This is a genomic window from Candidatus Aalborgicola defluviihabitans (assembly GCF_016705985.1).
GTDB lineage: Bacteria > Pseudomonadota > Gammaproteobacteria > Burkholderiales > Burkholderiaceae_C > Allorhodoferax > Allorhodoferax defluviihabitans.
Map to the genome: position 1 here is coordinate 475,059 of NZ_JADJKN010000024.1, position 22,662 is coordinate 497,720.

Below are 22,662 nucleotides of genomic sequence, written 5' to 3' on the forward strand. Positions count from 1 at the left end.
CGCCCAGCGATGCAACCAATTAGGAGCGGTGGCAGAGTGGTCGAATGTACTTGACTCGAAATCAAGCGTACCGCAAGGTACCGTGGGTTCGAATCCCACCCGCTCCGCCAGAACAAAGAAACCACCAAAGGGTGGTTTTTTTGTTTCAATCTGTGGTGTTAATCATACCGAGTCTTCCACTCTGAGTTCTACAACTGATCTGGTAGGATTGAAAAATGGCTCTTCATGAAATTGAGGTTGATTTGAGTCGAAATGAATCTTGTGTAACGCCCATAGCAGTAGTGGGTATGGCATTTCGATTCCCAGGTGATCTGGGGGACGAATTGAGTTTCTGGCAAGCCCTCACAGATAAGCGTGATCTCGTTACGCAAATTGACTCGCAGCGTTGGGATACAGAACGCCTTCAGCATCCGAAACGGTCAGAACCTGGAAGATCCAATACTTTTGCGGCGGGAGTTTTGTCGCACGTTGATCAGTTCGATGCCGGTTTTTTCGGCATTTCCCCGCGTGAAGCTGCTTCTCTTGACCCCCAGCAAAGACTTTTACTTGAGCTCGCCTGGGAGTCCATTGAGAACGCAGGAATACGCTCTTCCTCGATCGCGGGTTCGGATTGTGCTGTTTATGTAGGTATTTCAGGGGTCGACTATGGCATGCGTGCCATGGATGACCTCGCGGTCATGTCCTCGCATTCGATGACCGGCAACACGCTGAGCATTACCGCCAACCGAATTTCCTACTTTTTTGATCTGCGCGGACCTTCTGTTGCTGTCGATACCGCCTGCTCATCTTCACTGGTCGCCTTGCACCATGCGTGCAACAGCCTTCGTTCTGGTGAATCATCGATGGCCTTGGTTGGTGGGGTTAATTTACTCCTGCACCCTTCCGCGTTTGTTGGATTTACCAAAGCATCCATGTTGTCGGTCGATGGGCAATGCCGCGCGTTTGATGCATCGGGCAATGGCTATGTGCGTAGCGAGGGTGGGGCAGTCTTTGTACTGAAACCGCTTGAAAAGGCAGTCGCCGATGGTGACACCATTCAGGCCGTCATTCTGGCTTCTGGCGCAAACTCGGATGGCGGACGAAAGACCAGTCTCACGATTCCCAGTCGTGATGGCCAGACAGAACTTATGCGTGATGTTTTATCCCGTTCGGGCCTCAGCGCGAACGATGTTGACTATATCGAGGCGCATGGCACTGGAACCGTGGTAGGTGACCCCATCGAGGCGGCCGCAATTGGCGCTGTGTACGGCGGCTCACGTGCAAACGGTGCGCCATTACCGATTGGATCAGTGAAGACCAATTTGGGGCATTTGGAGCCGGCTTCGGGAATGGCAGGGCTTGCCAAAGCAATTCTGATGCTAAAGAACCGAACCATACCGCCCTCGCTGCACATGGTGACACTCAATCCGCACATCGATTTTGCGGGTCTGAACCTCAATGTAGTTACCCAATGTCAACCGTTGTCCACAGATCCAAAAAAGGCGACTGTCGTGGGAGTCAACTCCTTTGGTTTCGGTGGTACCAATGCCCATGTTTTGATTCAGGAGTACCGGCCCGCCAACAGCCAGCAAGAGTTACAACGGACTGTTAGTCCGCCTTTGTTTCTATCCGCCCGCACTGCGCAAGCCCTTCGAGACGTTGCAGGTCGTTATGCAATGCTTCTGCAAGAGCAGCCCCAAGCTCTGTACGACATTGCCTGTAGTGCCGCCCTGCGCCGCGACCCGATGCAAAAGCGGCTCGCAATTCAAGTGGAAAACCCGCTTGACATGGCGGCCGAGCTTGCTGCGTTTTCGCGTGGAGAGCCCGCGCCGCATGTGGTGCGGGAAGATGCCCCTATTCAGCCGGGCGGCATAGCATTCATTTATTCTGGAAACGGCTCGCAGTGGTTGGGTATGGGTCAACGGCTCATGGTGGATTCGCCCCGATTTTCCGAAATTCTGATCGAACTCGACGCTTCCATCCGTGAAGCCGCTGGCTTTTCCATCCTGGATGAACTGCTATGCGACGCAACAACTTCGCGGCTATCTGATACGGCCATTGCACAGCCGCTCCTATTCGCTTTGCAAGTCGCTTTGACCCGGATGTTGAGCGAACTGGGCATCAACCCGGTGGCGGTGGCTGGACACAGTGTTGGTGAAATAGCGGCAGCATGGGCGGCTGGCGCTTTGAGCCTGGATCAAGCGATTTTGGTCATTTGTGCGCGCAGCGCAGCACAAGCCCTGACGCGCGGCACGGGTCGGATGGCCGCTGTTTCCTTATCTGAGGTTGCGGCGCGTGAACTGATTGCTGTTGGTGAATTCAACAGCATCGAAATTGCTGGCATCAATAGCCCAAATTACTTAACTCTCTCGGGGCCCTTAGTAGTGTTGGAGCGGTTCGGACACATGTTGGAATCGCGCCGGATTTTCTTCCGTCTACTCGATCTCGACTACGCGTTCCATAGTCGGACGATGGACCCCATCAAGGTTGATCTCCTGGAACGCCTTGTTGCGTTGACTCCCAATCCATGCTCGGATGTTGCGTTCGTTTCAACCGTCACCGGTGATGTTTTGGCTGGGTTGGAGCTGGATGCTGAATATTGGTGGCGTAATATACGCCAGCCAGTTCGTTTCACGCAGGCCATTTCGACGCTTGCACAGCGTGGCTGCCGCGTATTTATTGAAATTGGCCCCCATGCCATATTGCAGCGCTATATCAAAGATTCTCTTACAGCGGACGACGTACCCGCAGCCGTAGTGCCTACGCTGCGAAGAGATGACGACGGTTTGGAGCGCCTTGAAGAGGCGGCCTTGCGCGCCCATATGTTGCTTGTTCCGCATCAGTTGGGTTCCTTCTTTCCGACGCGCAGGCAAAATGTGAGTTTGCCCAATTACCCTTGGCAGCGCGAACGACACTGGCACGCTGGTACCAATGAAGCCTACGGCGTACTCGAACAGCGCCGGGTACATCCTTTGCTAGGATGGCGACTGAAGGATGTGACGGCTGCGTGGGAAAACGTCATTGACCCCGATATTTGTGATTGGCTGGGCGACCATAAGGTGGCCAACGCAATTGTGCTGCCAGGTTCTGCGTACATAGAAATCGCCCTTGCCGCGGCCCGTGAATATTTTGGAGGCTACCAACAGGAGATGGAGGAGCTTGAAATCCTATCTCCCATGGTCTTTGATGGCGAACACGCACGCTGCCTGCGTTTCGAATTGTCAGTGCGTGATGGCGGATTCCAAATTCTGAGTCGCCAGCGTTTGAGCACGGATGATTGGAACTTGAACGCCGTTGGGCAACTTCTGGGTGCCCCCGTCGTAGGCGAGGGAACTGGTAGTGTTTCTTTCCTGGGTCAAAAGCCGGAGGATGCCATCTCCGTAGACCATGACACTCACTACCGCCTAACAAGTGCATTGGGTCTCGACTATGGACCTAGCTTCCAGGGGCTCGATTGCTGTTGGATACAGGGGCACACTTTGCAGGTCAAATTAGGCGTCCCTGCGGCAGTGCAAGAAGCGGTCGAACAGTATTTGATACATCCTGCGCTACTTGATGTGTGCTTTCAATCGCTGGTTGATTTTTTTCAGGAGGACATTGAGGCGGGGCAGGGCGTTCCATTCCTGCCCGTCAAAGTCGGGCGTCTGCGCTTGTACGGCAATACCCCCATTGCGCACTTCCGTGTCTATCTACGCCGCCGGGGATCCCGCTCCTTAGTGGCCGATTTTGAACTCTTGGATGCTGCCGGACGCATCATTGCTACGCTTGCCGCCTGTCGCTTTCGTGCCGCTCCTTTGCAGCGACGCAAACAAGCGCCACCAGCCTGCTGGACTACTGTTGCGCATTTGAAGCCGACTGTGGAAGACCAACTGTACAGCCCCATCCCATCCAGCCGCGATCTGACCAAACATTTGCAGGTCTGCTTTTCAGGAATGCGTTCAGCAACAGTGCGCACGGACTATTTTCAAGGGGCGTTGCCGCTCTTCGAAGCCTTGACAGTGTCCTTCGTTGGGGAGGTATTTCAGGAGTTGTCCACGCAGATTCATGCTTCACTGCAACACGCCTTGGCCCGACCCGAGACAGTGGATCCCGTAGTGCGTCCGTTCTTTCTTTGGATCATCAATGTATTGCAGCAAAACGATTTGCTTGTCATGGACTCTGGCGGGGAATGGACCCTGCGGCCAACTGACCTTCCGCCGGCTCAGAGCATTTGGCGAACGCTTCTACGGGACTACCCGGAGAATTTGCCTGAACTCGTTCTTTCTTCCCGAACCGGTAGGGAGTTGGCAGGGCTGATTCGATCCAGTCTGACGGGTGAGTCGCTAGCGCGCAAATTGCGCCACAACCACCAATATGAGTTGTTATTTAACGACTCGCCATCCTACGTTGGTACCCGGTTCGCCATACAAAACATATTGCAAACGCTTGCGGCGGACTGGCCGGTCCACCGCAGGTTGCGTGTGTTGGAAATCATAGCTGGATCCAATGCGTCAGTGGAGCACGTGGTAACGGAAGTCCCTGGCGTTCAGCTTGACTACGTTGTTGCTTCAGCCAATGCCGAGGTCCATTCCCATCTACAAGCGGAGTATGACGGGCATCCTTTTGTTGTAGTGGTCAAGGCAGAAGGTGATGCACTTGACTTGGTTGCAGTAGACGCGATTCCAGAACACTTTGATGTCATTATCCTTGAACATGTTCTGCACCGGTCAAATCACGCTCCAAGCGCCTTGACTGCATTGCGTCGCAGACTCGCCAAATCTGGCTTACTGATCCTCGCCGAACGACATCCTGACATGGTTGCGGACTTTATTTTTGGTCTTGATGCTGCTTGGTGGCGTACCAGTCAAAGTGGTGCAGTCATAGCACGGCTTGCCACCCCCAAATCGTGGGAACGCACTTTGAGTGATCAAGGCTTTGTCGATATAGAGATCTTTCAAGAACCCGCCAGCGAGGATTTGGCTGCAGGTGCTTACCTCGTGTTGTCCAAACGATCCGTTGAAGATGCCATTCTGATTGCACCTCCTGTTGTTCAGAGCTGGTTGTTGGTCGGCGATGTCACTGGTCCGGTGCGCCTGGTGGTGGACAGCCTGCGTAGCCATCTTGAATCCCGTGGGCAGAATGTTCGCCAAGCCGTACTTGGGAAGGTTGGCGATCTAGCCACTGATCTGCATTTCATTCCACAAAGTCCAGAATCGGCGGAAGAACTGCTGACTACAGGGCGTTCGATATTGTCTCGAATCGACAATATCGTTTACATGGCGGGGGTTGTTACCTCCGTGGATGCAGACGTTGCAGATCTGACCGATCGAAACGTAGTTGCTGCACTTCACCTGGTTCGGGCATTGGCGCGCACCACAGATCAGACACGCCTGTGGTTAGTCACAGCCGGTGGAGCATTGTTTGAAGGTGCTGTCCACAATCCCATCGAGGACGTACAGCAGGCCGCGTTGTGGGGTTTCGGACGCGTGGTCATGAACGAATACCCCGCACTGGCATGCACTCTGATTGACTTCGATATTCACCAAACATCCGTCTCCGACCTTTCCAGCCGCCTGGAGTATGAGTTGTTGTTTCCTGACGGCGAGCGGGAGATCGTTCTTACTTCTGCGGGTCGCTATGGTCTTCGCATGCAACGTGCTTCTCCTCTGTCCGCACACAAAGCAGCAGATCGCTATCGGTTGGATTTTGCAGTTCCGGGCCAACTACGCAACTTGGCATGGTTGCCCCAAGTCGAGCGGGCGTTGGCCGCCAACGAAATGGAAGTACGTGTCGCTGCAACCGGTCTCAATTTTCGGGACGTAATGTATGTCATGGGATTGTTGCCTGACGAGGCAGTTGAGAGCGGCTTTGCCGGTGCCAGTCTGGGTCTTGAATTCTCCGGTGTCGTCTCCCGTGTGGGTGGGGACTGTGACGGGTTCGTGGTTGGTGACGCGGTCATGGGCTTTGGCGCTGCTTGTTTTTCCAGCCATGTTGTCACCCAGACAAGTGCTGTTACCCACAAACCAACGGAGTGGTCTTTCGAGGCCGCCGCCACGGTGCCCACCGTGTTCTTCACTGTTTACTACGCACTCAAGCAACTTGCAGATTTGCAAAGCGGCGAACGGGTTCTCATTCATGGGGCCGCGGGCGGTGTCGGAATTGCAGCGATTCAACTGGCGCTCCATTTAGGGGCAGAGATTTTTGCCACTGTTGGCAGTGACGACAAGCGTGACTTTGTTGCCTTACTGGGTGCAGACCATGTGTATGACTCCAGAAGTCTCGACTTTGCTGACAACATATTGTCTCGCACCGGTGGCGAAGGGGTCGATGTTGTACTCAACTCACTTGCAGGGGAAGCCATTCGTCGCAATTTGAAGGTTCTTAAACCGTTCGGTCGGTTCCTGGAATTGGGCAAGCGCGATTTCTTTGAAAACACCCCAATTGGGTTGCGACCATTTAAAAACAATATCAGCTACTTTGGAATCGATGCGGACCAGTTACTTCTGGCGCGTCCGACTCTGGCCACACGGTTGTTCCGAGAGGTAATGGCTCTTTTCCGCCAAGGGGTTTTGTTTCCATTGCCCTATCGCACTTTTCCAGCCAGCCAAGTGGTTGATGCTTTTCGCGCCATGCAGCAATCGAGACATATTGGCAAGGTCGTTGTCAATATGAGTAACGTGCCTGCCGTGGAGAATCCAACGGAAATTGCGGCGCCTAGAATCCGGTTCTCCAGTGAATCGGTTTGGCTGGTGACCGGCGGTCTTTCCGGATTTGGGTTGGAATCGGCACGCTGGCTAGCGCAGCGTGGTGCAGGGCAACTAGTGCTCGTCGGTCGCCGGGGTCTGGACACCCCGGGTGCTGCGATAGCGGTAGCTGAATTCATCCAATTGGGCTCGCAGGTTCAAGTCGTTGCATGCGACGTCACCAACCGAGGCGATGTGCAAGCCTTGTTGGACGATTTGCAACACAATGGAACAACGTTGACCGGTATCTTGCATGCCGCCATGGTTCTGGATGACACCATGATCGGCAATATGGATGCTGATTGCATGCGTAAAGTGTTGGCTCCCAAAATGCGCGGCGCCTGGAACCTGCATTGCCTGACTTTGGACATGCGAATCGACCACTTTGTACTGTACTCGTCCATTACAAGTAGTATGGGCAATCCCGGCCAAGCAAACTACGTTGCAGCCAATGCAGCACTGGAAGGCCTTGCCACCATGCGGCGGGCCATGGGCCTGCCGGCAACCTGCATCGGATGGGGGCCCATTGGTGATGCGGGTTACCTCACGCGTAATCAGGCAGTCAAAGACAGTTTGGCCTCGCGCCTGGGCGCTGAGCCGCTCCATGCAAGTGCAGCGTTGGCCATGCTGGACGGTCTGCTGTCAGGCCCAGCCGTCACCACCACCGTGGCCGATTTTGATTGGCACACACTCGCGCGTCTTCTGCCATCGTCGCAGTCGGCTCGATTTGATATCCTGCGTAAACAGGCTGGTACCGCCAACGATGCAAACTCAGACAACGATGATCTTCAGACCCTGATTGCGGGCAAATCGGCTGACGAAGTGCGGGTCATTATTCAGACCCTGGTCACGCGAGAAATTTCGCAGGTTTTGTGTGTAAGGCCTGAACACATCGAACTCAACCAATCACTCCACGATCTGGGCATGGACTCACTGATGGGGGTGGAGTTGGCGCTGGGGCTTGAAAAGCGCTTTGGGATACAGTTGCCCCCCATGATGCTCAGCGAAGGGCCCTCGGTTGAGCGTGTCACAAGGCGCATTGTGGATCGCATCCTTGGGTCTTCCGACAAGCCTGAAACTGCTCAACCTGATTCGATGGATTCGGTGGTTTCAATGATGGCCACCCAGCATGGGGAAGAATTTACCCTGGAAGAAGTGAGCATTACCGTTGCGCATGTTCGAACCCGCACGCAGGCGCAAGGATGATGTCATGACCAAAGCCACCTTCGGTCTTATGGAAAAAGCGCGTGATGAATTGGCCAAGCGCTTCCTGAACCTCAAAGAGCGACGTGAACTGACGGACGATCATGCCAAACCCATGCACCACGATGCGCAATGGGCCCATATTCCAGAAAAGTTCTGTCGCTTTGATCGACACCCTGGCTACGAAAAGATGCTGGTTCCGCAGTCGGCTGCCGACCGGTTGGGCTTGGTCAACCCGTTCTTCAAATCGCACGATGGTGTGGCAGGCGCGACAACTCTGATTGATGGCCGCACCTATATCAACTTCTCCAGTTACAACTACCTGGGTTTTTCTGGCCACCCCAAGATCAACAAGGCAGCTAAAGATGCCATCGACCGCTATGGGACGTCGGCATCAGCCAGCCGTTTGGTGGCTGGCGAACGCCCGGTACAACGCGAATTGGAAGAGGCGCTTGCCGAGTTGCACGATGTTGAGGATTGCGTGGTTTTCGTTAGTGGGCATGCAACCAATGTCAGTACCATCGGGTACATCTTCGGCCCCAAAGACCTCGTCATCCACGATACCCTGATCCACAACAGTAGTCTGGAAGGCATCAAGCTCTCTGGCGCTGCACGACGATCGTTTCCCCATAACGACTGTGCGGCGCTGGATTCCATTTTGGGCGATATCCGTGGCCAATTCGAGCGAGTGCTAATTATTGTTGAAGGCCTCTACAGCATGGATGGAGACATCCCCGACTTGCCCAGGCTGATTGAAATCAAAACACGACACAAAGCCTTTTTGATGGTGGACGAGGCACATGCGCTTGGCGTGCTCGGCAAGACCGGCAAAGGAATCCGTGAACACTTTGGCGTGAGCGGCAAATCGGTCGATATCTGGATGGGTACGCTCAGCAAGACTCTGGCCAGCTGTGGTGGCTATATTGCTGGCGAGCGTGCACTTGTTCAAAACCTGAAGTACTTTGCGCCTGGCTTTGTCTACAGCGTTGGCATTGCTCCTCCATTGGCTGCGTGCGCGCTGGAGGCGATCAAAATCATGCTTGATGAGCCCGAACGCGTGGCACGCCTTCAAGAGCGGGGAGCCCAATTCTTGGTGCTTGCAAAGGAGCATGGCATTGACACCGGTCTATCGCAAGGCTTTGCGGTGACGCCCGCCATCCTCAAAAGCTCCCTGAGGGCCGTGAAGGTGTCCAGCCGCATGTTTGAAAGCGGGATCAATGTGCAACCCATCATTTACCCAGCTGTTGAAGAGCGGGCAGCGCGTTTGCGATTCTTTATTTGCCACGCACATACCGAGGCGCAGTTACGGATTGCGGTGCAAACATTGGCCAGCGCCCATTAGCAACCAGCTTGAACTTACCACCCGATGCTTACACCCACCATTCTCCGCGGCGGCTCTGGTTCACGACGTTGCCCCGTAACGCGCGAACTGCATCCCAAACCCTCCATTCGCCGGGCTGATGGGCAATGCCTGCTCGGGAAAGTATTTTTGCGTGGTGCACCGCCGCCAAGTGTGGCCGAAATCCTCACGATTACCAACCGTGAATTGTTTTTTGAAACTGATGACGATTTCCGTGAGCTCAACACCACCCGCCTTGCAACCACTTTTGTCCTAGAACCCTTTGGCCGCAACACTGCCGCCAACATTGCCACTGCGGCGTTCAGCGTTGCAAAGGCGCATGGTGAAGAAACCATTTTGCTCGTACTCGTAGCCGATCACCTCATTGCTGACGAAGCTGTGTTTTCTGCTCCGGCAGTCCATGTAACGGTACTGCCCCAACAGGGCAAACTTGTCGCATGTGGTATTCAGCCTACTAGCACTAAAGCGGGCTATGGTTATATCGAATTCAATGGCAACCAGGTACTGCGCTTTGTTGAGAAGCTCACGTTGGCCAAAGCACAAGAGTATTTCAATTCTGGCCACTTTTTTTGGAGCTCCGGCACGTTCTGCCCCAGTGCAGATCGCATCCGCAAGGCCATGGCACTGGACTGTCCTGATGTGCTTCAGGCCGTCCATGCTTTCCTGGAAAAATCCCGCAAAGCCAATGGCAAGGGCTTCAGCCAGATAGAACTGGACGCAGTAGCCTTCACCACCGTGCCGGACAACTCCATCGACTACGCCGCTATGGGAAAGACCCCGGGCGTTGCTGTAGTGCCCTGCAATATTGTTTGGAGCGACATTGATTCCGGGAATACACGGGGTGATCTGGTGGACCCAGATGCCATTTTGGTGGTCGACAAAGCCAGTGCCCAAGATGTCAAGCACATCTATGCCAAGCTCAAAGCGCTGGGGCATGCCGAGCACAATCTTCACCGCACCGTGCACCTACCGCTGGGTCATGTACACCTTGAAGGAGGAAGGCACGGGATTCTCAAAATCAAGCGTATCGAAGTCAAGCCAGGTACCCGTATGGGTCTGCAAATGCGCCACCACCGCCGCGAACACTGTATCGTTGTTTATGGCATGGCAAAGGTAACTTATGGCGAGGGTGAGTTCTATGTCAGCACCAATGAATCCACCTATATACAAGCAGATCACAAGGCACAGACTGGAGAATCCGAGCCTGTTGAGCCTTGCCATGATCGAAGTACAAAGTGGCCAGTATTTGGGTGTGGACGACATCGTCCATTTGCAAAATTACTACGGACGCGTCGTGTAGACCGCTAACTTCCGGTGAAATAATCGAAATATTGCATGCAATCAACAACACTCCCATCGCCTAGCACCAACGCGCTAAAGCGACTCAAGACTCGTGTATCCCGGATAGACCGTCTGTTCTGGCTCACGGTGGTCATACCCACCGCTATTTCCATTATGTACTTTGGTTTCGTGGCGACAGACGTCTACACCTCTGAGAGTAGCTTTGTGGTGCGCAGCCCAGAGCGTCCCATGACTTCGCCCCTGGGTGCGCTGCTCAAGGGCTCTGGATTTTCGCGTGCGCAAGACGACAGCTATACCGTGCATGAATATGTTCTGTCGCGCGATGCGTTGCGCGTGTTGGTGCAATCCATTGCGTTGGACAAAGCCTTTGCCAACCCGGATGTAGACCGATTCAGCCGCTTTGCCGGGCTGGACCCGGACAAAAGCTTTGAGGCTTTACACCGTTACTACCAAAAGAAAGTATCGGTGTTGACCGATTCGACGTCCTCCATCACATCCTTGTCGGTCAAGGCCTTTACTGCGCGAGATGCACTCAACGTCAACACTGAGCTGCTCAAACAAAGCGAGACCCTGGTCAACCGCATGAACGAACGCGGCCGCAGAGACCTGATCCATTACTCGCAGGCAGAGGTAGACCTAGCACAACAAAAAGCCAAGGTCACAGGTTTGGCTTTGGCCGATTACCGTAACCGCCAGGGTGTTGTAGACCCCGAGCGTCAGGCCACTGCGAAGCTGTTGCAAGTGGCCAAGGTGCAAGACGATTTGATTGCCACCACCACCCAATTAGTACTATTGAAGGCGTCCACGCCAAAGAACCCCCAAATTCCGATATTGCAGTTGCGCGCCACCACTCTTGAGCAAGAAATAAAAAGAGAAACCGCAAATGTGACCGGCGGTCAAACATCGTTGGCCAACAAAGCATCGGACTATCAGCGTCTGGCCATTGATGCCGAATTTGCCAACAAGCAGTTGGTCAGTGCGCTGACCAGCCTGGAAATGGCCCGCAGCGAGGCACTGCGTCAACAGGTCTACCTGGAGCGTGTCACGCAGCCCAGTTTGCCAGATGTGGCCCAAGACCCTAAGCGCGTGCGCAGCATTCTGGCAACTTTTCTGATGGGCTTGGTGGTCTGGGGCGTGCTGAGCATGCTGATTGCGGGCGTTAAAGAACATCAAAGTTGATATGCAAAAGTCAACCGTGCCAGAGCCACAAACCACAGTACCGATGATGGGTCAAAACAGCCTGTGGCAGTCTTTTCGCATTCAGCAGCGCGTGATCGGTGCCTTGCTGATGCGCGAAGTGCTCACGCGATTTGGCCGCCATAACATTGGTTTTTTGTGGGTCTTTGTGGAACCCATGATTTTCACCATCGGTGTTGTTACGCTTTGGACAGTGGTGGACGTGGGCCACGGTTCCTCCATTCCCATTGTTGCGTTTGGCATTACCGGCTATTCGTCGGTATTGCTGTGGCGCAATATGCCGGGGCATTGCATAGGGGCCATTGAACCAAACCGTACCCTGATGTTTCATCGTCATGTCAAGGTAATTGATGTGTATATGGCCAGGCTGCTGCTGGAGGCCGTTGGTGCCACTATTTCATTTATGGTGCTGGCGTCTGTGGCAACGGTTTTTAACTGGATGCAACCGCCGCAGGACATTCTTCTGGTCATGGGGGGGTGGCTTATGACGGCTTGGTTTGGTATTTCCGTGTCTTTGTTGATTGCACCGTTGTCTGAAAAATCCGAAGTGGTGCACAAGTTGTGGGGGCCTTTTACCTACATTTTGTTCCCTTTGTCTGGCGCTGGTTTCTTGGTGGATATCTTGCCGCAGAGTTTCCAAGACTTCGTTCTCTGGCTTCCCATGGTGCATGGGATCGAGATGTTGCGTGATGGCTACTTTGGTGCATCTTTTCACGCGCATTACAGCATTGCTTACATGGCTACCTTTTGCGCCCTACTGACTTTGCTAGGGCTGGCTCAGGTGCGCGACATCAGCCGCAAAGGGGTGCTGGATTGATCGCGCTGCACAACGTAAGCCGCCACTTCGCCACCCGGCACGGCCCCGTAACGGTGCTTGATCAAGTGGACCTGAAACTGCATCCCGGCGAGAAGTTGGGAATTTTGGGACGCAATGGCGCTGGCAAATCCACTTTGATCCGCATCATCTCGGGTGCGGACCAACCCAGCAGTGGCCATATTGCTCGCAGTATGAGTGTATCTTGGCCATTGGCTTTCTCAGTAGGGTACGCAGGGTCGCTCACGGGATACGACTATCTGCGCTTTGTTTGCCGGGTTTATGGTGTGTCCATCGAAGACCGTATCGATTTCGTTAAAGATTTTGCCGAACTGGGGCGTTACTTTATTGAGCCGGTCAAGAACTATTCATCCGGGATGGCTGCGCGCCTAGCGTTTGCGGTGTCGATGGCCATTGATTTTGATTGTTTCTTGATCGACGAAATTGTCGCCGTGGGCGATAGTCGATTTAACGACAAATGCAATGAGGAGTTGTTTGTAAAACGCAAGCACAAAGCCATGGTTATTGTGTCGCACATGCCCACCTATATTGAAATGCATTGTGACCGAGCTGCCGTGCTAGACGCCGGCAAGCTCCATGCCTTTGACAGTACTGACGAAGCATTTGATTTCTACAATCAACCAGCCTCCGCAGTATGAAGATCCTGGTTGACCTAAAACCTGCGTTGGACGGTTACGCCGGCATTCCGCAAGAGTCGCGCCTGCTGTTAAAAGGTTTGAACCAGATTGATGCGTTTGATGTGGAAGGTCTTATCCAGCATGGGGAGCGTCGTCTTCGTCCGGCATTGCTTGTCAATACAGTTTTGTCTCCTGACAAACGCATAGACCGTTTGTCCAAATTTGTAGTTTCGTTGTACGAAAAGCCTTACGACAACCTGTACCAGGCTGCTATGGGGCGAATTCAAACAAGCTTTGCCCGCCAGATTTTGCGGCTCCGCGCAAACCTGGGCCTGAGCCTACCCTTGAGCCGCTTTGAGTCTGACTTATTTGAAGACTTTATATGGCGAACTTTTTTCAGCAAAACACTCAATGCTGCCGCCAAGCCTGCGCTTCAGGGTAGCCGTCATAGGGTGCTTACCGTGCCCAGGATACAAATGCACGAAGCTGGGCTGGATGGCCTGACGTATTCCAGTTCCCCCAGCTATGCCCGAATAGACACCACCGGGTTTGACTGCTTTGTAACGCAGACGCCGTTCCCCGGGGACGTGAGCAGTGCCACGCAAATGGTAGGGCGGTATCATGATGCGGTGCCGGTGCCGATGCCGATGCCGCACACCATTTCAGACAAGGCCTTTCACCAAGCGTCACATTTCCATGCGATCAAAGACAATGTACGCAGCGAGGCTTGGTTTTCTTGTATATCACACGCTACGCGGGCAGACTTTCTGCAGCTGTTCCCGCAAGCGGCACTGCGCAGTGCGGTCATTCACAATATTGTGTCGGACGAGTATTTTGTGGAAGACACCCCCGCCCATTTGGTGCACCAAATCATCCGCAACCGAATGGCCGTGTCAGACATTGTCAAAGCACCAAAAGCAGGAATGATTAGCACTGATATTGCAGGTGAAGCTGCCCCCGTGGTCTACCTGCTAATTGTCAGCACGATAGAGCCGCGCAATAACCACCAGATGTTCGTGCAAATATGGGAATCGTTGAAATACCAAAGCCACCCCAGCCTGAAACTTGTAGCGGTGGGCAATGTTGGATGGGACTATTCCACGGTATTTGATAGCTTTAGACCATGGGCTGCGCGCGGAGAAGTGTTTTGGCTGAACAATGTACCATCTGCTGAGCTGCACACCCTCTACCATCATGCCGCTGTCACTGTGTGCCCGGGGTTGGCAGAGGGGTTTGATTATTCTGGTGTGGAGGCCATCAAGTGTGGCTGTGTGGTGGCTGCTTCGGAAATACCGGTGCACCGGAAAATCTATGGCGATGCGGCGGTGTATTTTGATCCTTATGACGCAGCAAACGCCACCGCGCAACTCGCGAAACTAGTCAACCCGGACGCAGCCCCGTTGCGTGAGGACTTGAAATCACGAGGCCAGTCAATTAGCCAACGTTATACCGAAGCAGCCATCATTCCCCAATGGATTGATTTTTTTGGCCATGTGCGTGGCAATGTGTACTTCAAATGATTCGACATTGCGCAACCATGAATATTTTTCTTGTAGCCGGTCCAGACCCGCATGCCGTGCAATCTGTTTGGCAGACTTTGCAAGGGTTGGGGGTGTACGAGGTTAGCCCATCCCACAGAGACGGGCTGCTACCACAGGATATCCATCAAATGATGGGGGAATCTCTAGTTGAAATTACAACTGCAGTTGACGTTGAAATCACCTCCGATACTCCGAAGCCAATGCGTGCGGCTTGGCGCGAATTGGCCGCCGATTTGTGGTTGGCCAATCTTCAGCACCCCATGTGGGGTTGGCACATGTCAAATACTACCCATCTGCTTGACTACTGGCTGGATTTCGACCCTCATATCTTGTTGGTACTAGCGTACAACACGCCTGCCGAGTACTTGCAGCAGCAACTTCTGGGCATTTCGGAAATTTCCCCTCAATTGGTTGAAAAGCACCTTGAGCAGTGGTCTTTCACAACAGAAACTCTGTTGGCTCAGTATTACGCAGCCAGCCCCCGCTGCGTGTTGGTGCACTCTGGTACGGTTGTGTACCAACCTGGTCTATTGTCGGAATCCATGAGTCAACAGTGGGGAATTCAACTGACCCCTGCTGCTACTGACCAAAGTCTCTTAGCAGCAACGCCACCGTGCGGCGTTGATCAATATTTAATGACGCAGATCATCAGCAGTTTCCCTGCAACTGGCGAGCTGCTGCAAGAGCTGGAAGCGACTGCGCACGTACCATCATATTCTGGCAGCCACCCAGAGGCCTCGGTATTCCAGCTATGGACACAGCATATTGCCGCCCAACAGCAAGCCCAATTGCAGGCCACACAAGCATCTGAGAAAATCACCCAATTTCGGACTCAGCTGAACCAGGCACGGACCGAAGGCGACCAAAAGCTTGTAGCGCTGACCGACGCATACGAGTCTTTGCTCTTGCAGCTGGATGAAGCGCAGCAAGAGACAGAACATTACTTTTTGCTTAATCAGAACGCCACAGAGCAACTCCAGGTGGCGCAACAGGTTTCCAATTTTTGGCAACGCAATGCACCGGGTGTCATCACAGTCAACCTTTGTAACGATATTGACGGCAGTAACTGGTACCACGCGGAAGATGACGGCCGCTGGGCAGGGCCAGGGGTGGTATCAACGCTGCAAATGCCGCCCGTGCTGGCTGGGTACTACGTCGTTGAATTGATGATTCAGGATGCTATGCAGCCCGAGATCGTCGTAGGTATGCAGTTGGGTGTTGTGTCTGGTGTTGGAAGTGTGCAATCGATAGATTTGGTTCATGATTTTTCACAAGATAGTAGCCTGTACCCAATGGTCAGTTCAGGCGCATTTGATCTTGCGACACAACATCATTCCTGGGTGCTGCAGATGAGTTTGCCCGGCAATCACTGCCCTGCTGAGGCCGGTGGCAACGACACCCGTCGCTTGGGCCTCAAATTAAAGACATTACGATTGAGTCGCCAATGATACCTAAGCTAAGTGCGGTAATCACGCTCGATCCGTGGCTGACGTTTTTAGCGCAATGGTTGTCACCTAGGCAAGTTACGCATGTTGGAGCCAACCTACTGTCCATCGATCAATCGATCCTGAATGGTGTGGAGTTGTTGGTTATTGATGCAGACCCAGCAAAAAAAGACCAGGTTCAACGGCAGTTGCCAGGGAGGCACTTTCAATTTTTTCCCCATATTGTTGCCGAACGAACTGGCCCAATTGTTTGGTATCAGGCTAGCAACTCGGCGGAAAGCGGATTACTGGCCATCGACCAACTGCAACGTTATTGGCAAAATATTAAGACTGTTGAGGTGCAGCCCAAACACGCATTTGCACTGGACGATGTGTATGCCACACTGGCGACGCAGCCCTGTTGGCTGTGGGTGGACTGTTTCCCGGCACTGTTCATTTTGCAAGGTGCTCGCAACGCACTGGCGCAAGCCAATGTTGTGTTGGCCCGCGTGGACATTGCTCAGGCAGGCGCACCTGCGGAGTGTTCCCTGGCAGCTGTACAGGCATTCATGCAAACTCAGGGTTATGTTCTGGCTGGCGTGCAACCTGAGCGCCATCCATCCATTGGCACTGCGCTATTTTTTCGAAACTTTGCGCAATTAGTCGAGGAAGCGCAAACTGCACTCACTGCGGCTAATCTGGCCAAAGACGCAATGGAAAAACACGCTGAAGCCCTCGCAAAGCAAGCGCATGACGCTCTTGGAAAGATAGCAAAACTGGAGGAGGAACATACCCGACTCTTGGCAGAGCACGATGCGGAGGCCCACGCCAAGGCCACGGTATTGGCTGCAAAAAACGTGGAAATCGAGTCTCAGCAACAATTGCTCCAGCAAGAGTTATACCGTGCAGAAGTTCAAATTGAGCTGATTAAAGATTTGTTGTTGCGAGAGCCCGGGTTATGAGTCGACGAAAAAAATTTCGTGCGTTGGCTCCACAGAAAAAGCAATCGCCCTATCCCAGTACTGCCGTTGTGTATGACGAGTCCCATCATGCTCAAATTGAGTCGTCGTCAACCGCCAGCTTTAGCATGGTGCCGTATGACGAAAGCTTATTGGAGCGTAGCCGCGACCAATGGCAATCGGGTGATTGGCCAAGCCTGACAAAGCTGAACCGCGAAACCTTGCAGCAACACCCTGATCGCGCCAAACTGGCGTTATTAGCAGCGGCTGGTCACCTAGAATTAGACAATCCTCAATCGGGTGAGCAGTTCGTACGCTTGGCGCAGGACTGGGGTTGCAGTAGAAAGCTAATTAGCCAAATACTGGTCTCTAGCGTGTATCACAGGCTGGGTCGCGCTGCTTTGAATCTCGGCCAAATTCAAAGGGCATTGGACCACTTCAAGACTGCTATTGCCATGACGAATCAGCGTGTTGATGGGGCTATTTGGGGTGAGGCGATTGCGCTGCGCGAAAATCTGCGCTTGGGACGGCAGCCCCAGGGCGTGTTTTTTTTGGAAGGCTTGGCCCCCTCAATTGGAGAAGACGCGCCTCCAGAATCACCCGATGTTGGCATCACTTCGTACGCGCAAAACTTTGAAGACGTCATGCTCTGGCGGGCATTGGGGCGGGTGAAAAGCGGAATTTATGTCGATGTCGGAGCGCAAGACCCTATCGTCGATTCAGTCAGTAAAGCATTTTACGAACGTGGTTGGCGCGGTGTGCATGTCGAGCCGATTTCGGCCTATGCCGAGGCGTTACGTCACGACAGACCGGATGAACGCGTTATTGAAGCTGTTTTGGCAGCGGAGTCTGGAACGCAGATTTTTTTTATGATACCTCAAACCGGTCTATCCACCGGCTCAAGAGTATTTGCAGAACGACACATGCAGCGAGGATTCGAGGTACAAGAGCTTACCGTGCGGACAAGCACCTTATCCGCAGTGTTCGATGAAGTCGGTAAACTCGAAATCCAATGGCTGAAGATCGATGTGGAAGGGATGGAAGAAGTCGTGTTGTCCGGATGGGGCTGTCACACCGCTAGACCTTGGGTCGTGATTGTTGAAGCAACTGAACCCAATTCCCAAGTCCCCACCCACCATAAATGGGAACAGCAACTTCAAATACGTGGTTATATTTTCGCCTATTTTGATGGATTGAATCGTTTCTATATACATTCTACTCACGGTGAATTAATGCATTTTTTTAAAACACCACCAAACGTGTTTGATAGTTACAAAATAAACGGAATGTAGCAAAAAGGCAGGGATTTTTTTTGTGGATATTGAATCAATTAGAAAAATACATAAATGTCGTTTGGTAGACAGTGTATTTAGGTGTAAGCATTTTAGGAAACCCAATGAAGTGGAGTTAAATGCCTGGATTAATTTTCTATTGCTGGATCATTCCTTAATAGAGATGTTGAAGCTATTCAACAGCGCGACTTATAAGTATGTTAATGTGCTTCCAACGAGGGAAGGTATATGTTTTATTCCAGAACATGAAGAGAAAAACAAACTCGCACCCCACGAAAATTACATTTATTTTCAACTTAAGAATGCTGTGCGTATTCATACTGAAAATACGACTTTATGCGTATAGTAATTGATTTGCAGGGTGCTCAAACAGTATATTTTTTACGCGATATCAGCCGAACTGCGCTGGAGCTGTCGCAAGCAATTGTTCGCAATCAGGGTGATCATGAAGTTCACATCGCGTTGAACGGTTCATTTCAGGACACGATCGAGCCAATAAGAGCGGCCTTCTCAGGCTTGATTGAGCAAAAAAATATTCATATATGGACTGCTCCGGGACCGGTTCGTGAATGTGACCCACGGAATACGCTCAGAAGAGAAGTCGCGGAGCTCATCCGGGAGGCATATTTGGCTTCCCTGAAGCCTGATATTATTTATCTTTCAAGTCTTTTTGATGGCTTCGTTGACGAAGCTGTCACGAGTATTGGCGAGCACACGATTGGAATTCCTACGATAGTGATGCTCGACGACCTGATTCCTTTACTGAATCGAGAAGCCTATTTGCTACCGAACCCTTCCTTTGAGCAGCACTATTTGAGAAAAGTAAGTCATCTCCAGAGAGTTGATGCTTATCTTATTAGCTTAGCGCCTACCGAAGTTCAAGGCACTGTAGCATTGGACTTGGAGCATTCTGTGGTAACAAACCCCTCAGAGGCCTGTTCGCAAATTTTTCAAAAAATCAAGGTGGAGAGAGTCAACGAGTTAACTGTTCGACAGCAGTTTGGGTTGACTAAGCCTTTTGCGATGTACTTCGGAGGTTATGAAATCCTGAAGAACCTTTCTAGTCTTATTCATGCATATGCTCGTCTACCGATAGTAATTCGATCAGATCACCAGCTCGCCATAGTCGGACAGCTGTCAGCTGATCATCGCGATAAGTTGCGGACATTGGCAGGTGAATGCGATTTACATAAAGCTGACGTTATTTTCACAGGTTATGTCACCGACCACGACTTAGTCACGCTATACAACTTAGCTAAGCTAGTTATTCTCCCGTCACTACATGAAATTTTTGACCTTCCCGTGCTGGAGATCACGCAGTCAGGGAAACCAGTAATCGTCACTAGTACATCAAGCTTGCCAGAGGCAGTTGCTGTAAGCGAAGCAATATTCGATCCGGTAGATATAACTGCGTTAGAAAATAAAATCAGGCGAGCGATTGAGGAACAGGCCGCCGAAATTTGTTTTGTGCAACACGATCAGGAAGAAGCGAAAGAATTGGTCTGGAATAAAAACGCAACCGTTGCAATCTCTTTGTTTGAAAATATTCAAAAGAATAGAAGAGTGCACGAAAGAGGCTGCGTCAGGCGTTTGAAACTTGCAGTCGTCTCTCCGTTGCCGCCGGAGCGAACAGGTATCGCTCGATACACCGCCGAACTACTTCCCGCACTTGCTCACTATTACGATATTACTGTAGTTGTTGAACAAAAGGAGGTTGTCGATCCTTGGATCCAAGCAAACTGTGACATTCGTGACGTTAATTGGTTCTGTTGCAATCATAATGCCGTAGATCGAATTCTGTATCATTTTGGTAACTCGCATTTTCACGCATATATGGTCGATTTGTTAAAAATTGCACCTGGCGTAGTTGTATTGCATGATTTTTTCCTAAGTGGATTGCAATTTCATCGCGAAATTCATGGAATGACGCCGCACGCGTGGATTCGTGAACTGTATTTCGCTCACGGATATAAGGCAGTGAGGGAGCGACTTAATTGTAGCAAGAGTGGCCCACTCATAAGCAATGTCATTATGGAGTACCCAGCTAACTTCAGTGTGCTTCAGCAGGCATCAGGGGTAATTGTTCATTCTGAATTTTCACGTGCTCTTGCTTGTCACTGGTACAACAAAGAACTATCGAAGTATTGGAAAGTTATTCCCCATCTTCGTGATGTTGCGTCAGAACGTATGAGGGAGCAGACACGGGAAAAACTGGGCCTAGTTGCAGAAAGATTCGTAGTTTGTAGTTTTGGTTTACTTGGTCCGACAAAGCAGAATCATCGACTATTGAAAGCATGGTTGAAATCAAACCTGGCTAAAGATGAGCAATGCATGTTAATTTTCGTTGGTGAAAACCAAAGTGATAACTATGGTCGGGATCTCATGGATATGATTCGTGAGAGTAATATGCAAGATCGCATACAAATTACGGGCTGGGCCGATGACGATATGTTTCAAGAGTATTTGGCGGCAGCGGACGTGGGCGTTCAATTGCGTACGCTTTCGAGGGGTGAAACGTCAGGCACGGTGCTAGACTGCCTGAATAATGGATTGCCAACTATCGTCAATGCCAATGGGTCCATCGCTGAAATATCGTCAGATGCGGTTTGGATGCTATCCGATGAATTCGGAGAATCCGAACTTGTTGAAGCCATGGAGAGATTGTATAGAGATGAGAATTTGCGCGCGGAGCTTAGCGCGCGCGCGCGCCAGTATGTTCGGCAGCACCATTCACCGCGTGCATGCGCTATTCAGTACCGCAATGCAATAGAGGATATTCATTTAGATGCAGCGAATGGTCTGCAGGGGCTCCTAACCAGCATATCGAAGCGCTCTCAGCAACAGTTTTGCGATTCTGAATACATCGAGATCGCTGCTGCTATAGCCCAGAATATGCCCGCTGTTGTACCGAAACGTCGCCTTTTCCTTGATATGTCTGCAACGTGCCGGACGGATCTGAAGAGTGGAATTGAACGTGTCGCTCGTTCGGTCGCTGGTTGTTTACTGAACTCGGTGCTGGAGGACTATCGAGTTGAGCCAGTATACCTTTGTGATATGGGCGGGACGTGGCACTATCGATACGCACGTCGATACACTACTTTGAACCTATTGGGATTTCCCGCGAACGAGGTAACTGAAGGGTTAATAAACAACTTTGACCATGTCGTAGAGCCCCAAAGTGGCGATGTGTTACTTGGCTTAGACCTATATGGCCTGTCTGTAGTCCAGGCAGAAAGGTCGGGTCTGTATAGACGGTGGCGTGACGCAGGGGTTAGTGTTTATTTCGTTGTGTTTGATCTGTTACCCGTGACAATTCCAGAGGCGTTTCCTCTTGGAGCAGATGTTGAGCATGACGCATGGCTAAGGGCGGTAACCAAAACAGACGGAGCGATATGTATCTCACGTACCGTTGCCGAAGAATTGGAAGCATGGCTAATAGTGAACGGCGCTTCGCGACTTCGTCCGTACCATATTGGATGGTTTCACTTAGGGGCTGACGTCGAAAGTTCGCTTCCAAGTATGGGTATGCGGGACGACGCCCCGAATGTATTTAAGCAACTTGGTTCGCGGCTCACGTTTCTTATGGTCGGAACCGTAGAGCCCCGAAAGAGGTATATGCAGGCCTTGAAAGCCTTCACCCTGCTGTGGGAAAAGGGTGTTGATGTCAATCTTGTGATCGTGGGTAACGAAGGTTGGAAAGGAGTTCCTGAACACATGAGGCGGACAATTCCTGAGACTGTTGCATGTATACAAGAACATGCGGAACTGGGGAATCGATTGCATTGGCTGAAAGACATAAGTGATGAATACCTGAAACAGGTATATGAAAATTCGACCTGCTTAATCGCGGCATCGGAGGACGAGGGTTTTTGTCTGCCGCTGATCGAAGCTGCGCTGCATAATATTTGTATACTTGCTCGTGACATTCCAATATTTCGAGAAGTTGCAGGTGTGCACGCCCATTATTTTTCCGGAATGACACCAGAATCATTGGCAGATGGTGTGGAGGAATGGCAGAAGCTGAAGAAGGCGGGGCTAACACCACAGTCGGATATGTTCCATTGGTTTACCTGGAAACAAAGTACCGAAAAATTGCTCCAAGTGGTGCTTGCTGGTAATTGGCATAGCCAGTGGATGCCACGGGCATAAACTTCAATGAGAAAGCCTTATGCCGTATTTTCGAATTCAGGTGCGCAAATCGTCCATAGTAGGACTTCATAAGTACTTTTTG

11 protein-coding genes, 1 tRNA gene and 1 pseudogene are annotated in these 22,662 nt (G+C 51.8%); all 13 read left to right on the forward strand.

Going from position 1 to position 22,662, the window contains the following annotated elements:
* The first annotated feature begins 22 nt into the window (after positions 1–22).
* The 13 genes and pseudogenes from IPI80_RS21100 (at position 23) to IPI80_RS21160 (ending at position 22,580) form a co-directional block, all read left to right on the forward strand.
* A tRNA-Ser gene (locus IPI80_RS21100) sits at positions 23–110 on the forward strand.
* A 105-nt stretch (positions 111–215) separates the two neighbouring features.
* Positions 216–7,907, forward strand: coding sequence for an SDR family NAD(P)-dependent oxidoreductase (locus IPI80_RS21105; protein WP_413863396.1), 7,692 nt, complete (start codon positions 216–218; stop codon positions 7,905–7,907).
* Between the two features lie 4 nt (positions 7,908–7,911).
* Complete coding sequence (locus IPI80_RS21110) at positions 7,912–9,246, forward strand: aminotransferase class I/II-fold pyridoxal phosphate-dependent enzyme (protein ID WP_413863399.1); 1,335 nt, start codon at positions 7,912–7,914, stop codon at positions 9,244–9,246.
* Positions 9,247–9,270: 24 nt separating this feature from the next.
* A pseudogene (locus tag IPI80_RS21115) lies at positions 9,271–10,377 on the forward strand (sugar phosphate nucleotidyltransferase); the annotation flags it as partial.
* 106 nt (positions 10,378–10,483) lie between these two features.
* On the forward strand, positions 10,484–10,564 hold the full coding sequence (locus IPI80_RS21120; RefSeq protein ID WP_413863579.1) for a hypothetical protein: 81 nt from the start codon (positions 10,484–10,486) through the stop codon (positions 10,562–10,564).
* Between the two features lie 35 nt (positions 10,565–10,599).
* Positions 10,600–11,745, forward strand: coding sequence for a hypothetical protein (locus IPI80_RS21125; RefSeq protein WP_413863402.1), 1,146 nt, complete (start codon positions 10,600–10,602; stop codon positions 11,743–11,745).
* Positions 11,746–11,788: 43 nt separating this feature from the next.
* Complete coding sequence (locus IPI80_RS21130; RefSeq protein WP_413863581.1) at positions 11,789–12,580, forward strand: ABC transporter permease; 792 nt, start codon at positions 11,789–11,791, stop codon at positions 12,578–12,580.
* Positions 12,577–13,236 (forward strand): ABC transporter ATP-binding protein, encoded by a 660-nt coding sequence (locus IPI80_RS21135; protein WP_413863405.1) that lies wholly within the window; start codon positions 12,577–12,579, stop codon positions 13,234–13,236. The genes IPI80_RS21130 and IPI80_RS21135 overlap by 4 nt, the downstream gene beginning before the upstream one ends.
* A 566-nt stretch (positions 13,237–13,802) precedes the next feature.
* A complete protein-coding gene (locus tag IPI80_RS21140; protein ID WP_413863408.1) occupies positions 13,803–14,735 on the forward strand; it encodes a glycosyltransferase family 4 protein in 933 nt (310 codons plus the stop codon).
* A 17-nt stretch (positions 14,736–14,752) separates the two neighbouring features.
* Positions 14,753–16,204, forward strand: a complete 1,452-nt coding sequence (locus tag IPI80_RS21145; protein ID WP_413863411.1) for a hypothetical protein — start codon at positions 14,753–14,755, stop codon at positions 16,202–16,204.
* Positions 16,201–17,142 (forward strand): hypothetical protein, encoded by a 942-nt coding sequence (locus tag IPI80_RS21150; RefSeq protein WP_413863414.1) that lies wholly within the window; start codon positions 16,201–16,203, stop codon positions 17,140–17,142. Before IPI80_RS21145 ends, IPI80_RS21150 begins: the two co-directional genes overlap by 4 nt.
* Positions 17,139–18,431: an FkbM family methyltransferase gene (locus tag IPI80_RS21155; protein ID WP_413863417.1), complete on the forward strand. Its 1,293-nt coding sequence runs from the start codon at positions 17,139–17,141 to the stop codon at positions 18,429–18,431. Before IPI80_RS21150 ends, IPI80_RS21155 begins: the two co-directional genes overlap by 4 nt.
* A 336-nt stretch (positions 18,432–18,767) precedes the next feature.
* The gene (locus tag IPI80_RS21160; RefSeq protein ID WP_413863420.1) at positions 18,768–22,580 is read left to right on the forward strand and encodes a glycosyltransferase; all 3,813 of its coding nucleotides are present in this window, start codon (positions 18,768–18,770) and stop codon (positions 22,578–22,580) included.
* Positions 22,581–22,662 lie beyond the last annotated feature (82 nt).